General features: G+C 38.3%; 11 protein-coding genes and 2 tRNA genes. 12 read left to right on the top strand and 1 reads right to left on the bottom strand.

Annotated elements, in window-relative coordinates; translation table 11 throughout:
- Window positions 1-99 precede the first annotated feature (99 nt).
- The 3 genes from ALFI_RS04230 to ALFI_RS04220 all read left to right on the top strand — a co-directional run bounded on the left by ALFI_RS04230 (window position 100) and on the right by ALFI_RS04220 (window position 1,721).
- Window positions 100-173, top strand: a tRNA-Asn gene (locus ALFI_RS04230).
- A 136-nt stretch (window positions 174-309) separates the two neighbouring features.
- A tRNA-Val gene (locus tag ALFI_RS04225) sits at window positions 310-384 on the top strand.
- Window positions 385-503: 119 nt separating this feature from the next.
- Window positions 504-1,721, top strand: coding sequence for a site-specific integrase (locus ALFI_RS04220; protein ID WP_014774904.1), 1,218 nt, complete (start codon window positions 504-506; stop codon window positions 1,719-1,721).
- Window positions 1,722-1,763: 42 nt separating this feature from the next.
- On the opposite strand, the gene ALFI_RS04215 is transcribed toward ALFI_RS04220, so the two are convergent.
- Window positions 1,764-2,216 (bottom strand): hypothetical protein, encoded by a 453-nt coding sequence (locus ALFI_RS04215; RefSeq protein ID WP_042493281.1) that lies wholly within the window; start codon window positions 2,214-2,216, stop codon window positions 1,764-1,766.
- 645 nt (window positions 2,217-2,861) lie between these two features.
- Between ALFI_RS04215 and ALFI_RS17755 the strand changes: the two genes are divergently transcribed.
- The 9 genes from ALFI_RS17755 to ALFI_RS16425 all read left to right on the top strand — a co-directional run bounded on the left by ALFI_RS17755 (window position 2,862) and on the right by ALFI_RS16425 (window position 16,460).
- A complete protein-coding gene (locus tag ALFI_RS17755; protein WP_417189962.1) occupies window positions 2,862-3,185 on the top strand; it encodes a hypothetical protein in 324 nt (107 codons plus the stop codon).
- 12 nt (window positions 3,186-3,197) lie between these two features.
- Window positions 3,198-3,620, top strand: a complete 423-nt coding sequence (locus ALFI_RS17750; RefSeq protein WP_368028336.1) for a hypothetical protein — start codon at window positions 3,198-3,200, stop codon at window positions 3,618-3,620.
- Window positions 3,621-3,747: 127 nt separating this feature from the next.
- On the top strand, window positions 3,748-6,630 hold the full coding sequence (locus tag ALFI_RS04200; RefSeq protein WP_014774902.1) for a TrlF family AAA-like ATPase: 2,883 nt from the start codon (window positions 3,748-3,750) through the stop codon (window positions 6,628-6,630).
- Window positions 6,631-6,847: 217 nt separating this feature from the next.
- Entirely contained in the window at window positions 6,848-7,576 is a 729-nt protein-coding gene (locus ALFI_RS04195; RefSeq protein WP_014774901.1) for an AAA family ATPase, read from the top strand.
- Entirely contained in the window at window positions 7,554-8,627 is a 1,074-nt protein-coding gene (locus ALFI_RS04190) for a DUF3871 family protein (protein ID WP_014774900.1), read from the top strand. Before ALFI_RS04195 ends, ALFI_RS04190 begins: the two co-directional genes overlap by 23 nt.
- Before the next feature lie 82 nt (window positions 8,628-8,709).
- Entirely contained in the window at window positions 8,710-10,332 is a 1,623-nt protein-coding gene (locus ALFI_RS16435) for a DUF262 domain-containing protein (protein WP_014774899.1), read from the top strand.
- Window positions 10,333-11,103: 771 nt separating this feature from the next.
- The gene (locus tag ALFI_RS16870) at window positions 11,104-11,325 is read left to right on the top strand and encodes a hypothetical protein (RefSeq protein ID WP_155835632.1); all 222 of its coding nucleotides are present in this window, start codon (window positions 11,104-11,106) and stop codon (window positions 11,323-11,325) included.
- 17 nt (window positions 11,326-11,342) lie between these two features.
- A complete protein-coding gene (locus ALFI_RS16430; protein ID WP_014774898.1) occupies window positions 11,343-13,319 on the top strand; it encodes a leucine-rich repeat protein in 1,977 nt (658 codons plus the stop codon).
- A gap of 39 nt (window positions 13,320-13,358) precedes the next feature.
- On the top strand, window positions 13,359-16,460 hold the full coding sequence (locus ALFI_RS16425) for a PL29 family lyase N-terminal domain-containing protein (protein ID WP_081488079.1): 3,102 nt from the start codon (window positions 13,359-13,361) through the stop codon (window positions 16,458-16,460).
- Window positions 16,461-16,525: the final 65 nt, after the last annotated feature.

Raw genomic sequence — 16,525 nt, 5'->3', positions numbered from 1 at the left:
AAGGTACATTTTTTGTGAAAAAATCGTGTAATAATTTTGCGGGAATGAAATTTTGCTATATATTTGCACTCCGAAACGGTTAAACAACGAGTTTCGAATGCCTGAATAGCTCAGTTGGTTAGAGCACATGACTGTTAATCATGGGGTCCTAGGTTCAAGTCCTTGTTCAGGCGCAGATGCGCGAGGGTTGCGTAAGGTTCTTTCAAAAACGCCTGCAAAGAGGTGATGAAAAGAGAATGAAAAATTTTGCTGAAAAATTTGGAGTTCCTGAAAATTGAATTACCTTTGCAGTCCCAAGCCATTTTTAACGGGAGCTTAGCTCAGCTGGTTCAGAGCGTCTGCCTTACAAGCAGAGGGTCGGGGGTTCGAATCCCTCAGCTCCCACAACTGAAAATCAACGACTTACAGCAATGTAGGTCGTTTTTCTTTTGTGTGCCTCCGTGGTCGGTTTACACGTTTTTTGCCCGTTTGTGTAAACCAGTGTGTAAACCGAGATTTACGCGATGAAAGCTACCGTAGAGGTTGTTTGTTACAAGTCCAAGCCGCTCAAAGACGGCACATTTCCTTTAATGCTCCGAGTTACGAAAGACCGCAAACGCAAATACGTTTCGCTCGGCCTTTCCCTGCACGAAAAGTTTTGGGATTTCGAGAAAGGCAAGCCCAAACGGAATTGTCCCAACAAGGAGCAAATCGAACGGCTGATAGCCGCAAAAACGGCGGAATACAACGATTTGATTGTCGAAATGACCTCCCAGCAACGTGAATACACGGTGGAAACGCTCGTGTCCCATTTTCATAACCAAGTCCGTTGCGCTACGGTGGTCGAATTGTACGATAAACTGATTGACGACATGAAACGCGGCGGTAAACTCGGCAATGCAGGTGTTTACAAATACTCCCGTACATCGTTGCTGAAATTCACGGGGCAGCGGTTGCAAATCCCGTTCAGCGATATTGACACCGTGTGGTTGCGTCGTTATGAGAATTGGTTACGGACGAGCGATTGCGGTGATACGACCATTAGCCAACTCTTTCGAACGTTGCGTAGCGTGTTCAACAAGGCGGTAGAATTGCAGTTGGTGAAACGGGATTATTACCCGTTCGATGCCTATAAAGTCAGCAAATTCGATACGCGGACGAAGAAACGGGCCATCACGAAAGAGGACGTGCGCAAGGTTATTGCACTCGATTTGTCGCAAGGCTATCCCTCCGAACGATTGGCGCGTGATATTTTCGTGTTCAGCTATTTCGGTGCGGGGATTAACTTTGCAGACATCGCCCTGCTGAAATACGGGAATGTACGGGACGGACGGGTGCAATACGTTCGGAAGAAAACGGGCAAGCCTATCAATTTTCTGCTGACGGAAGAAATGCGGAATATCATTGTCAAATACCAGCAACAAGGACAGACGGATGAAGATTATATTTTTCCGATACTCGACCGTCGTGTGCATAGGACGGAACAGCAGAGATATGACCGAACGCATAAGGTGCTGACGAATACGAATCGCTGGTTACGCAAAATCGGACAACGGGTCGGCATCGAACATCTGACTACCTATGTCGCTCGGCATACGTTCGCAACGGTTTTGAAGCGTTCGGGAGTGAATATTGCCATCATTTCCGAATCGCTGGGACATTCAGACCTATCCACGACACAGATTTACTTGGATTCATTCGAGAATAGCCAAATCGACGCGGCGATGCAACACTTGTTATGAATGAAAACAGGGGTTACGGATTGTTCCGTAGCCCCTTTATTACTACTTTTTAAAAGAATATTCAAGAAAAGTTGCTTCAATTTTAATAAAAGGCTTCCCATCAATTTCTATTGGAGTGGATTTAATAGATGGCTTTAAATAATCATATATTACTCGTTCTCCATCTACCAACACGGCATATTCATCTGCATACTCATCGTCAATAATGTCATAACTCAATATACTCCTAAGTTCAACATCCTCATTAACGACATCTTCGCCAAGAATTACATCAACACCATCTGCCAATGTAACTATATAATCTTCCCAACCACTACGTAAATCCTCTCCATCTGACGCTATCGCAAAGTAACGCCAGTCTTCTAATCCCTGTTCATTAGGAAAAATTTTAGTTGATAGGGCAGATACGAGTCCCTTAATAATCATGTCCTCGTTGAAATCCTCTTGCGGAATGCTCCAACTTTGAATTTTTTCATTTTTTACAATCTCTTTCATAGTTAGTTTGTTTTAGATGAAAAGCAACGTGCTCTTCAACTCTAAGGTACAAAATTTCCAGCATAATATTTCTCAAAAATATTTATCAAATCACTTGACTTTTGATTAAATATTTAGTATATTTGCAGGGCAATTCCGAGATACTATCTTCCACTCGATACAAATTGTGTTCATTCTTGTTAAGGCAGATTCGTCTGCCTTTTCTTTGCGTTGTGTTACCACATTTTTTGAGTGTGAAATGAAGATTTCCTATAAAGAATGTATTTCAGAATCAGAAAATGTGGAAGATTCCAATTAAAGAGATAGTAGGTTTTTGAATGACAGAATAGACAGTTGCTCAAATCTGTCCTATGCAAACTGCTCAAAAGTGTCCTATATATACATTACCTACTTATACACTACCTATTAAAGTCGTCCCGACCATGTACTACCATATCAAAGACCGCAAGTGATTCGATAACCGTAAACAGGCCAAAGAACATTACGGCGTAGCCTGCTTCCGAAAACTACTGCACTTAAAAGAGATTATATTTACAAACAATCAAAATTCCATTGCTAACGATGAATTATACCGTAATCCCCAAATCAATCGTGAACTTTCAGACGGGCAACAGTAAACCCGTCGATATTTACGTGTGAGCAACCATTAAATGTTGCTCCAATCACAAGACGAACATTTCCCATGTAACAGAAGAAAAGCTATCCTTACTGACGGGATTGGATGAACGAACCATACGACGGAGCATCAAACGGCTGAAAGATGCAGGTTATATGACCGTGCAGACTACCGTTAAAGAAGATGCAGACAGAGGATTTATAAAGCGAAATTCCTACTTTATAAAGCCAGCTATTAAAGACTATTTCTTTTTGGATAGCAGTTACTTTAAGAGAAACTATCCCGCCAAGATTGCAGGGTTTCTGCTCTTATTAAAGGCAATCTGCCTTAATAATACGGATACCATTCAATGAAGTAACAGCCAGATTGCAAAGAGTATCGGTTTATCGAGAAACACGATAACAGCTCTCATTAAAGAGTGTCTGCAATTAGGGCTTATAAAGCCTATTTCTAACGGCTATGAATTGACAGCAGGCTGTTTTATCAATTCCTCTGTTAAAAAGACCAATGCAGGGATTTATAAGGAGCTATGCGATTTCTGCAAGGCGAAAGGTGTTGCCATTCCTAACTGGGATAAACGGGCTATGTCTGTACTGCTTACCAAGTATAATGCAATAGGCTTATCGAGAACAGAGCCAATAAGCATAACCTACCAACTCGATAAACGATGCAAGAACCTGCCCGAAAAGGTATCGTTGCCTTATTTTATAAAGGTGCTCGATATGCAAGGCCAGTATCGGGAGGTAATAGAACAGGACAAAGAGAATTTCAGCGGTTTTGAGTTTTAGATACACGCCCCTTACGTAGCCAATCAATAAAATACATCTTACCATTTATTGCAATTAAATATACTATTAGTCTTTTTTGTCTTAAAAAAATCCATATATTTGTGTAATAGAGTTTTATTTCACGTTTATGGAAACTTATAGACTTAGAGGTTCTGAATGGAAAAAATGGGATCTTCATATACATACCCCATCATCATTGTGTTCTGATTACGGTGGCGATACAGACGAGGTTTGGAGTAAATTCCTATCAGAACTAGAGAATTTACCCCAAGAAATAAAAGTTATAGGAATTAATGACTATTTATTTCTAGATGGCTACAAAAAGGTTCTAGAATATAAAAAAGAAGGAAGACTGCAAAATATTGAATTGATTCTGCCTGTCATTGAGGTTCGGATTAAAGAATTTGTAGGGAATGATAAACTTAATCGTATTAATTATCATATTATTTTTGCGGACATCTCTCAATTACCTGTTGAAGTTATAGAATGCCATTTTCTTGCTGGATTACGAGGGAAAGCAAATCTTAATTCCGAATATACTGACGGTTATTCTTGGGGTGGGGTTGTTACAAAAGAATCATTATTAGATTTCGGGAAACACATCTATGATTCAACTCCAATAGAGAAACGAGGAAGTTGTAATCCGCTCGAAATCGGATTTAATAACATAAATTTTGAAATTTCTAAAATTAAAGAGTTGTTAGGAGAAGGAGCTGAGCCTAATACTTATCTAGATGGAAAATATTTTAAGGCAATAGGCAAAACTGAATGGGAACAATTTAGATGGGATGGATCAATTGCTGATAAAAAGACGATTATTAACGATGTTCATTTTATTTTTAGTGCCTCTCCCTCTGCGGAAGAGGCCAATAAAGGAATAGCCTCATTAAAAGCGCAAGGTGTAAATAGTAGATTATTACATTGCAGTGATGCACATCGATTTGCTGCCAATAAAATTAATACTACACCGAAAGAATTAGGGCATTGTTTTACTTGGTTGAAAGCAAGCTCTACGTTTGAAGGGCTTAGGCAGGTAATCTTTGAACCAGAATTGAGACGAAAAATTCAACGAGATAACCCCAATAATAAAAGGCTAGATAGGGTTATTAAATCCGTACAATTCACAGGGCACTCTGATTTTACTCCCCAAAAGATATATTTAAATCCAGATTTAAATACTATCATTGGTGGAAAATCATCAGGAAAATCTTTATTACTCCATTATATAGCAAATGCAATAGATTATAAATATGCCTGCAAACAAGAACAAAAGGAGATTTCTCAAACGGTAGTTGATAGCTATAATTTTAGAGGGACGGAAAGCTTCGATTTTATCGTAGAATGGGAGGATAATGTGCAATATAAATATAACGATAATACCACGGCGAGAAGCCGACAATTTGTATATATCCCACAATCATATATTATTAATTTGACCTCTAATATACAAAGTAATTCCAGAAAAGAATTAGGCAAATTTATTCGAGATATTCTTCTACAGGACAATGAAAGCAAGCTACATTATGATGAGTTTATACAAAAAGTTAAAGAGCTTGATAATGTCAGAGACAATGCTATTGATGAATATTTTAAGATTCAAGATCAGATTGATGTATTAAAACAACAGAAAAAAGATATTGGGGATGTTTTAGGTATTAACAATCAAATTGCCCATTTAAATACGTCTATTGAGGTTCTGAAGGGGAATTCTGTGGTAGATGCAGAATTGATAAAGTATAATACGTTAACTAAAAGGAGTGATAAAACACAGGCTATACAAGCTAATATAACTAATGAATATGCAAGTTTAGATAGTGTTTTTACAGGGCTTGACTCTTTAATAGCGAACATAAATTCTCGATTAAAAGTAGCGACAGAAATATCCAAAACTCAATATTTTAATAATATATTTTCGGCAATCAGTTCTAAAATAATTGGATTTCAACAAGAAATCGAATCTCTTAAAACAGTTGGAGAACAGAGAAAAAGTAAATTTAGCTCTAGGATTGATGAAATAAATAAAGAGATTGAGGCACAACTGTCCCCCATTAAGGCAAAACTCCAAAATCGGGAGCAAATAATTTCTATTGAAGAGGAGATTAAACGCGAAAGAACCAAACTATTGCGCATAAGTAACATTGAAGATCAAATTAAGACCTTAGAGGAATTAAGAGATAACGAGAAAAGCAAATTCTTAAAAGGATATGAAGATGCTTATTCTGAATATAGACGAATTATTGAAGTGTTAAATGCAAAAGCGGCATCCATAGCAGATATTTGCCTAACAGGATCTATTAAATTTTATTATAATCGATTTAGAAATAATTTTTTAGAATTTTTCAATCAAAGGTCAACTGATTTCAGTCAATTTGATCTATTATCTGAACGGGATAATAATAGTTTACCTGATGTTGATTTTACAAATCACTTTAATGAGATTAAACTTATTTTTGATTTAATTATTCAAGGGAATGCCACCTATCGTAAGTATAAAGAACCTAAAGATAGCATAAAGACATTATTTAGAGATGAATTCTTTGATTATTGGGAATTAAGCATTGGTGGTGACGAGATGGCTAAAATGTCGCCAGGTAAAGCTAATCTTGCAGTTCTAAAACTTCTTATTGAACTTAGCGAAGCGAATTGCCCTATCTTAATAGATCAACCAGAAGATAATTTGGACAACCGATCTATTTATAATGACTTAGTGCAGTTTATTAGAAAGAGAAAGGAGAATAGGCAGTTAATCATTGTTACCCATAATCCCAATATTGTTGTTGGTGCTGATAGTGAGAATATTATTGTTGCAAATCAAAGAGGACAAGATGAAAATAGGAATAATGAATCTTGTCGATTTGAGTATGTTAACGGAGCCTTAGAGCATACATTTTCTAAACAAGAAACAGCCAAAGGTGTTCTGTTTAGTATGGGAATAAGAGAGCATATTACTGAAATCCTTGAAGGAGGACGTGAAGCCTTCAAAAAAAGAGAAGAGAAATATGGATTCTAAACAGAACAGACTCGACCAGAGGTTCAGATTTATTTTCTAATATCCTGCCCGCTTGCAAATACTCCGTAAAACCCCCTCCCCCCTATTTGGTTTGGAAAACGAAATTCGGGGAGGGATTTTTTATGGTAGATTATCGAGAAAAATTGCAGAACGAATACAAAAGCCGCAACGATTATGATTAGTTTAATCATTTACTAATCATCTAATTTGTAGAGTTATGCAATTGAGACAATCCATGCGTCGTGCAGCCAAGATGCGGCTTGCGCTGGCGGGAGCTTCAGGCAGCGGCAAGACCTATTCGTCGCTCCTTATCGCTTACGGAATGACAGGCGACTGGTCTAAAATCGCTGTCATTGATTCCGAGAACTGTTCGGCAGACCTTTATGCCCATCTGGGCGGTTATCAAGTCCTCACCCTCGAAAACTATGCTCCCGAAACTTACATTGAGGCCATCGGCATCTGTGAGCAGGCAGGAGCCGAGGTAATCATCATCGACAGCATCTCCCATTGCTGGGATTATCTGCTGGATTTCCACGCCAACCTGCAAGGCAACTCCTTTGCCAACTGGGCCAAGGTCACGCCCCGTCAGAACGCCTTTATCCAGCGGATTCTGACATCCTCCGCTCATGTGATCTGCACCATGCGCAGCAAGCAGGATTATGTGCTTTCGGACAAGAACGGTAAGATGGTTCCAGAGAAGGTGGGCTTGAAAGCCGTACAGCGCGACAACGTGGATTACGAGTTCACCGCGGTTTTGGATATAGCGATGAACCACAAGGCCACCACATCCAAAGACCGCACGGGACTGTTCACAGGCCGTCCCGAATTCCTCATCACGCCTGCTGTGGGGCAAGCCATCCTCAAATGGTGCAATATGGCACAGCCTGCACAACCGAGTGTTCAACCTCAAACTCCCTACCACCATGTACCCAGCGTTTCAGCCTAATCCCGAATTTGCCGTCGGTCTGAACTCCGACAGTCCTTTCCTCGATAACCCTGCCACAGAGGTGGCAACGACCGTAGAGGAACAACCTGCCCAACCTGCAACGACAGGTGTTGTCGTTCCTTTGGGTGTACGGCATAACCGCCATTTTATCGAGGCCAACACCAAGCCAGTCGATATAGCCCATTTGAGAGAGGATTGCGTCGTTCCCGTATTCAGCAAGGACAACGAGGTGACCATTTCCCACCAGAGTTTTATCGAAACGGTGCTGGGTGCTGCACACCGTATGTTCCCGCAGGAGGTAATCGACGCTCCCGATATAGTCGTGTCCCATATCATCAAGGGACGGATTCCAGAGGCTATCCACAAGCCCGTGAACCAGCTTCTCGAAACCGACAAGACCATCTACTACGAGCGGATGGCTTTCTGTTTCGAGATACCCACGATTTACGAGGATGTGGCAGGGAACAGACTGAACCTTTCGATTGGAGGAGTAAGAGCCTACAACCACGAGAACCTCTATTCCAAGAAGACTGTGGAGAAATTCAAGGTCTTCATCGGGTTCAAGAACCTCGTGTGCTGTAACCTCTGCGTATCGACGGACGGATTCAAAAGCGAACTGCGGGTGATGGGCGTGCAGGACTTGTTCGATGCCACCTTGCGCTTGTTCCGAGAATACGATGCCGAACGCCATGTAAAGCGGATGGCCGCAATGCAGGAACGACACCTTACCGAACACCAGTTCGCCCAGCTTATCGGCAAGACACGGTTGTATCAATACCTGCCCACAGCCGAGCGAAAGGCATTGCCTGCTATGGAGTTTACGGACTGCCATATCAACGCAGTCGCAAAGGCGTATTACGCTGACGAGAACTTCTCGCGAGGGGACAATCCAGAGATTGACCTTTGGAGGGTTTACAACCTCTTTACGGGAGCCAACAAGTCGAGTTACATCGACACGTTCCTCGACCGTTCGCTGAACGCTACCGAACTTATCACGGGTATCGGCAGAGTCATCGAGGGGGATGCCGAGTACAGGTGGTTTGTGGAATAATTTGATAAAACCCCGTCATTGCATTAGTCGTATGACGGGGTTTTTGTATATTTGTAATAAACCATTTTAAATTATTCGTATTATGACACTACCTGAACCTCTGACCGTGACTTTTTCTGGGCTAATAGGAGATATTGAAAAAGGATTAATAAAAATTCCCCAATTCCAAAGAGATTTTGTATGGGATATAGAAAAATCTGCCAATTTAATAGATAGTATCATAAAAGGATATCCAATAGGTACTTTTATTTTTTGGAAAACGAAAGAGCGTTTACGCTCTATTCGGAATATTGGAGGCATTGTTCTTCCAAACCCAGAGAATGGTGATTTCGTCAATTTTGTGTTAGATGGCCAACAACGGTTAACAAGTTTATTTGCTAGTTTAAGAGGTGCGCAAATAAACCAAGAACATTTGACAGTTGATTATTCAAATATATTCATTAATCTAGAGGCTTTAGACGACGAGCAAATTGTTGTATGCGATGTTCAGAACCTAACGGAAGGGCAATATATTAAACTTACTGATTTAATATATGGTGGACTTGCTCATCTTTCACAATATGATTTAAAATATCATACAAAATTAGATGAATATAAAAACAGAATAGGAAGCTACTTGTTTTCAATAATTACACTAAAAGATGCATCTCTAGATGTTGCAACTGAAGTTTTTACTCGAATAAATGTTAGCGGACAACCTTTATCCTTATTCGAAATTATGGTAGCTAAAACTTTTGATGCAGAAAAAGATTTTGACCTATCAGAGAAATTTAACAATTTTATAGATTCTATTCGACCTCTAAATTATGATACGATACCAGATATTACGGTTTTGCAAACCATATCTATATTATTGTCTAAAGAATGTACACGGAAGCAAATATTAAAATTAGATAAAAATAAATTTATTGCCTGTTGGGATAAGGGAATTGATGCTATTGAACGAGCAATAGAGTATTTTCGAAATTCATACCGAATTCCAGTTAGTCATTTACTTCCATACAATGCGTTAATAGTTCCCTTTGCCTATTTCTTTTATCAGCACCCTGAAAAGCCAATTGGAAATATGCAACAATATTTGCAAGATTATTTTTGGAGATGTGCATTATCTGGTCGATTTTCATCATCAGTGGAAACAAAATTAGCTCAAGATATAAAGAAAATCGATTTAATAATTAACAATCAGCTACCAACATACGACTGGGTTATAGACATTAGTACTCAATATATTGAAAGCCAAGGATGGTTTAGTGTAAGTCGGAGTTATATAAAATCATTATTATGTATCCTTGCATATCATCAACCAAAATCATTTAATGATAACTCAATTGTAAGAATTAGCAATGATTGGTTAAAACAAGCTAATAGCAAAAACTATCACCATTTTTTTCCTAAGGCGTATCTATCTAAGCATGGTGTCGAAGATTTTTATGCAAATCATATTGCTAATATTACAATTGTAGATGATTACTTAAATAAAAGAGTTATTGGAGCAAAAGCTCCAAGTCAATATATGAGAACTTTTGCAAAGCATAATGAATGTTTGAGTGAAACAATGAAAACTCATCTAATAGTTAATTTAGATAAATTTGGAATATGGACAAACGATTATTTTGCATTTTTTAAAGCTCGTATTACTGTATTCCACAAAGAACTTAAAAAGCGTATATGTACAACAGATAATGTTATTATTAATCAGGAATAAATTATGAAATACCCTTGCTGTTTCACAACAGCAGGGGTATTCTCTTTTACGGAAGAACAAAGCGGATAGATACTTAATAAGTTCGATAAGTGTCTGGAATAACGACTATTGTGTTCTGTAATGTCATCACTCTTGTAGAAATATGAACTTTATGCAGACAGGAACTCAATAATCGTTTGTATTTGACTGATATAACGTACATTTTGAGGGCTTATGCAGGCTTAAAGCCGAGAACAAAGCCTACTATCCCAATAAGCAAAGAACAAAGTTTACTTTCCAGTCGTATCGCCGTTGGATTGCAATTTTGTTTTGGCGAAATTTGTATCTGCAACAACCTCGAAAAAAGAGGTGCAAAGCCGTTGCATTTCCGACGATTGTTTTCTACTTTTGTGGGAGACATATTGAATTACGGAAGTGTAACTTTATTCTCGTGTGACGAACGTAGGAAATTCCAAGCACAATAGAGAGAATAAGTGGCATTGCCCTCCCGTCGTATCTTCACGATACAGGCGTGGGGTTGTTGCTTATTTTATCTATTGGGTTTCCTACGACCTGTCGCACTAAAATAAGTCAGCAGCCCTGCGCTTTCTTTTTTTTACTAATCACATCTGGGGGTTGGATGTATATAAATGATGAATTATGTTCCCACCCTGTCGGCTCAATGAGCGAAGTCAAGCTATCGTTACGAATTTGCATCGTAACATTAAGGCAAGTCCTGCATTTCAACATTTAACGGTGAACCTCAAATCGGAACTATTGAGTTCGGGATGTATGGCCATAGAAATATCCAATCAAGGCCAGCCCGTAAATCTGTTTATGTTTTGTCCTGATGGAGCAGGAGATATAGGGTCGGTTGCTATCTATGGAAATCGTTTAAAAGAACATTATACCACGATTTCAAAATCGCGCAACATATTCGGACTGCCTGTAACCGAAATAAGTATGAATGGTGGTTGGTCGGATTTCGTGGATATTCAAATTGGCAAATATTAGCATTTCGAATAACGATTATGAAAAAAATAGCCTTATTTACGCTGGTTGTACTGATGATTTGTGGTTGCTCTGAGGGTGGAAATGAAATCGACAAACAAAATCCAAAAGAAGATACCATCGAACTTAGTCAAAACAAATTATCTTTTGATATTAGCAGAGAAAAGCAATCCATTTATGTTTATAGCAGCCGTGATTGGACGTTGACAGGTGGCGCCCCGTGGTGTACGCCCTCCCAATCTGATGGTAAAGACTGGGACGAGGTAACCTTTATGGTAATGGAAAATAATGAAAAGAAAGAACGGAGCACGACATTCTTGTTTTCTTGCGGGACTGCAAATGAAACCCTTACAATAACACAACGCCATGGTGAGCTTATTATTTCTCCATCTAAAATAGAGATGGATGCAACAGGTGGTGAAGCTCATATTGAAGTTAAAACAACTTTTAACTTTGAATATCGGATTGATGACAGTTGTAAAGAATGGGTTATGTTCAAAGACACCTACGGTGGTACAGCGACATTTACTGTTGCACAAAATGAAAGCAGAGAACAGCGAGAGGGACAAATCACATTTTACTATGGAGAATTCAAGGAAACAGCTATCATTTATCAGGCTGGTGAAGAGCTTCTAAATATTACAGTGGATGTTTCCCAAAAAGGAATGTTGGAAACAGTTCTTGTGGACTATGATTATGCCAAAATAGAATCATTGACAATTACAGGCGAATTAGGAGAACTCGATTTTTATTTAATTCGAAACCGACTCCCCCAATTGCGAAACCTCGATATTTCAGCTTCCAATATTAATGAAATTCCATCTCAAGCCTTTATAAATTCAAAAATAGAAAAATGCATATTGCCGAAAGGTCTTATAACGATTGGAGAAAAAGCGTTTTATAATAGCCTTTTAACCTCGATTCTGATTCCTGCAAATGTTGAAACAATTGACCAATCGGCTTTTCAAGATTGTTCAAGATTAGCGGAACTCAAATTTGAACAAGGTTCAAAACTCACGATAATAAAAGGCGGATACACTTCATATAATATTAATTGTTATGGAGTTTTTGCTAATTGCTCTGCATTAACATCTGTGGAAATTCCTGCAAATGTGGAAACAATAGAAGCGGCCGCATTTAAAGGTTGCACAAATCTGACAAGCGTTACTTTTGGGAGAAATTCTAATCTCAAAATAATCAAAGGTGGTTATGATACTCATTATGAACACATAAATTATGGCGCATTTACAGATTGCACCGCATTAAAATCAATCGAGATTCCCGCATCTGTCGAAATTATTGGGGTCTCAGCATTCTTTAATTGCACTCAACTACAAGTTGTTTCTTTTGAATCAAATTCTAAACTTAAAGAGATTGGCGGGGCATGTTCTTGGGAACCTCATGGTGCATTCAGTAATTGTATTGCATTGTCTGCTATTGAAATTCCATCAACTGTAACAACAATAGGTGTTGCTGCATTTTATGGCTGTTCAAATTTGCAACAAATTACTTTTGAAAAACCGTCAATGCTTAACTCGCTCAATGAAGGCGGAGCCAACAGCTTTGCAATGGGGCATAGTTACGGGACATTTGCCAAATGTATATCCTTAACGACAATAGAGATTCCTGCAAGTATAGAGAGACTTCATAATCCGATGTTTTCGGGATGCTCTAATTTAACAACAATATCTTTCGAAAAAGGATCTAAATTACAATATATATCAAGCGATATATCCAGTGCTTTTGCACAACTTTATAAGTTGACAACATTTGATGCCTCTGCTTGTACACAGTTAGAATCAATTGGCAAGAAAACTTTTAGCAACAATCCTAATTTGACATCAATAATAATAGGCGCGGTAATACCTCCAAAATGTACTGAACAAGCCTTTGGAGAAATGAATCCTAATTGTGTCCTTAAAGTCCCCTCCGAAAGTCTTTCGGCATATAAGACAGCTGACGGCTGGAAAACGTTTAGTAGCATAATGGGGTTCTAAGATTTATAATCAGATTCTTGTATCTAAAAATCGAATTGTATGAAAAAAACATTATCCTTACTCATGTGTGGCTTGTTGTTATTGGGTTGTAGCGACAAGTATGATGATAGTGCATTGCGTAATGATTTGAATGACCTCGAAAATCGGCTTACAATATTGGAAGAACGTTGCAAGCAAATGAATACGAATATTTCATCGTTGCAGACCATCATAACAGCATTACAGAATAACGATTATATAACGAGTGTTACGCCAATAACTAATGATGGTGAAATTATTGGCTATACGATAACTTTTGCAAAAAGCAATTCTATTACGATTTATAATGGTACAGATGGTAAAGACGGAGAAGATGGTGTTAATGGTGAGGATGGAACTAATGGGAAAGATGGCGTAACACCTACCATCGGTGTAAAACAAGACACGGATGGCGTTTATTATTGGACGCTCAACGGTGACTGGCTGAAAGATGATAAAGGAAATAAAATTAAAGCAGAGGGCACGGACGGTAAAGATGGTGCAGACGGTTCGGGTGGAGAAGATGGAACGAATGGCAAAGACGGCGTTACTCCTAAACTCGAAATCCGAGAGGGTTATTGGTGGATTTCCTATGACAACGGAACGAACTGGACGCAATTAGGCAAGGCTACAGGAGAAGATGGAAAGGATGGAACAGACGGCAAAGATGGCAGTAGCATTTTCAAAAGCGTAACAGAAGATGATGAAAATGTTTATTTTACATTAGCCGATGATACGATTATTACAATCCCTAAAAGTGTAGCATTGTCTATACGTTTCGATTCTTCCGATCTTATCAATATTTCAGCAGGAGAAACGAAAACGCTGAATTATACGATAACCTCTTCCTCGGAAACGGTAACTATCGAAACCTTTGAGCAGGCAGGTTGGAAAGTCGAGATTACGGAGCAAACAAAATTGACTGGAACAATCGCTATTACCGCACCTAATCCTATTCGTGATGGAAAGATTCTGATTATTCTGACAGATGCCCAGAATAATTCCTACATGAAAACAATTACGTTAAAAGGGGTAGGAAATACCATAACCACCGTGCAAGACACCTATACAGTCAATGCCGCAGGAGGCTTGTTGGATGTTGCCGTTACAGCCAATATAGATTATACTATTCAGATTCCACAAGATGCAAAAACGTGGTTGAGCATTCAATCGCAGGGAGAGAATATTCGTTTTTCTGTTGCTGAAAATGAATCTTATGATGGTCGTTCTGCCGATATTACATTGGCTGGTGTAGATGGTACGACCTCATGCAAAGTAACGATTACACAACTACAAAAGGATGCAATTATTCTGTCTGAATCGGATTATGAATTGACCTATGAACAGCAGACCTTACAAGTGGTTTTACAAAGCAATACGGATTTACTTGTCACAATTCCAGAAACCGACACATGGATTACTCATGTCAGCACCCGTGCAATGACTGAGCGGACATTGAATTTCAATATAGCATCAAACGATGGCTCTCAATCCCGTACTGGGTATATCACGATTCAAAATGCGGATAAGAATGTTTCCCAAACAATAACTATTGTGCAAAAAGGTGATGTTGCCGATGTGCTTACATTTGAAGACCCGCTATTCAAAGCCTATTTAACAGCCAATTTTGATACTAACGGCGACAAAGAAATAGACACAAAAGAGGCCCTTAAAATAACATTTATCAAATGTAATGGTAAATCCATTTATTCGTTAAAAGGCGTAGAATATTTTGCCAATCTTAAAACGTTGGACTGCTCAAATAATAGTGTGGTCGAATTGGATTTGACACAAAATACGCAACTTACAGAGATTAAATGCTTCTCAAACAGTCTTGTGGATTTAAAAATAGGCGGATTGGAAAATCTATCTTATTTGGACTGCAACACGAATAGTTTGACAGCAATAGACACAAATACGAATCCCGCCTTGACCTATTATAATTGTGCATCAAATGTTATAAAGGCGTTGGATGTTAGCAATAATACAAAACTCGAAAAACTCTATTGTCATTCATGCCGATTATTGACCTCGTTGAATATTAAGAATTGTGGTAATTTAACAGCCCTTTACTTGATAAGCAGTTCATCTAATTGCGTATCGCAATCGACTATTAGTGTAAAAAATTCCTCTTTGCAATCATTGGTTCTCGGTGGATATGCTAAATGGACGAAAGCAGATATTTCAAGTAATGCATATTTGAAAGCAGTTGATTTGAGTGAACTGCCAACACTGATAACACTTAATTGCACGGATAATGCGCAATTAACATCGCTAAACACTAATAAATGTTATGCGATTAAATACGTTGATTGCAGCTCAAATATTCTTTCTGCATTGGATTTATCGACCAATAGAGCATTGCAAACATTGGATTGTTTTGCAAATAATCTGACTGCACTTGATTTAAGCAATAATGTTGCATTGCAAACGATAAATTGCTATGAAAATCAATTAAAGAACCTTGACGTCAATAATTGTTTATCTCTAAATGATTTAGACTGTCATAGCAATCAATTACCAACATTGCTTATATCTAATTGTTCGGAATTGAAAAGTTTAAAATGTTACGACAATCAATTGAATGAATTAGAGGTAATCAATAATCAAAAATTAACATATTTGGATTGCCGAGGAAATTCAATAACAGAAATTAACATATCTAAAAATATTAATCTGGACTACTTTTACTGTTCCAACACAACAATGCCGATAACATCTGTAAATGGGATTCTCAAAATTGGATACTGCATCAATATAGATGGAAATAATGGTATTATTTACGAATTAGCAGAGAATCATCATGGTAAAGCAATATCGATTAATGAATCAGGGCGGATGGAATGGGTAGATGGTGTAGAAGAATGGTGTGAACAATTAGGTGCAGCATGGAAATTGCCATCAAAAGAAGAGCTATTACAAGTATATTATAACAAGAATATATTAAATCAAAGTTTACAAAAAGTTGGTTATCCTTTATTATCTGGATCATATTGGGCAGCAGCAGATAGCACGGATATAACATATCATTATGCTTTTTCAGTTTCATTTGATTCTGGTTATGTGCGACATATTAGCGCGGCGGGACACAGTGAAAACACAAGAGCTGTTTGCGAATTTTGATTCATATGTTTCCTATATAAACTCGTTGCAAAATTGATAGGAAGGACAAGCTAATAATTAAAAAC

The sequence above is a fragment of the Alistipes finegoldii DSM 17242 genome, from assembly GCF_000265365.1.
Lineage (GTDB): Bacteria > Bacteroidota > Bacteroidia > Bacteroidales > Rikenellaceae > Alistipes > Alistipes finegoldii.
This window is presented reverse-complemented; position numbering and strand designations above follow the sequence as displayed.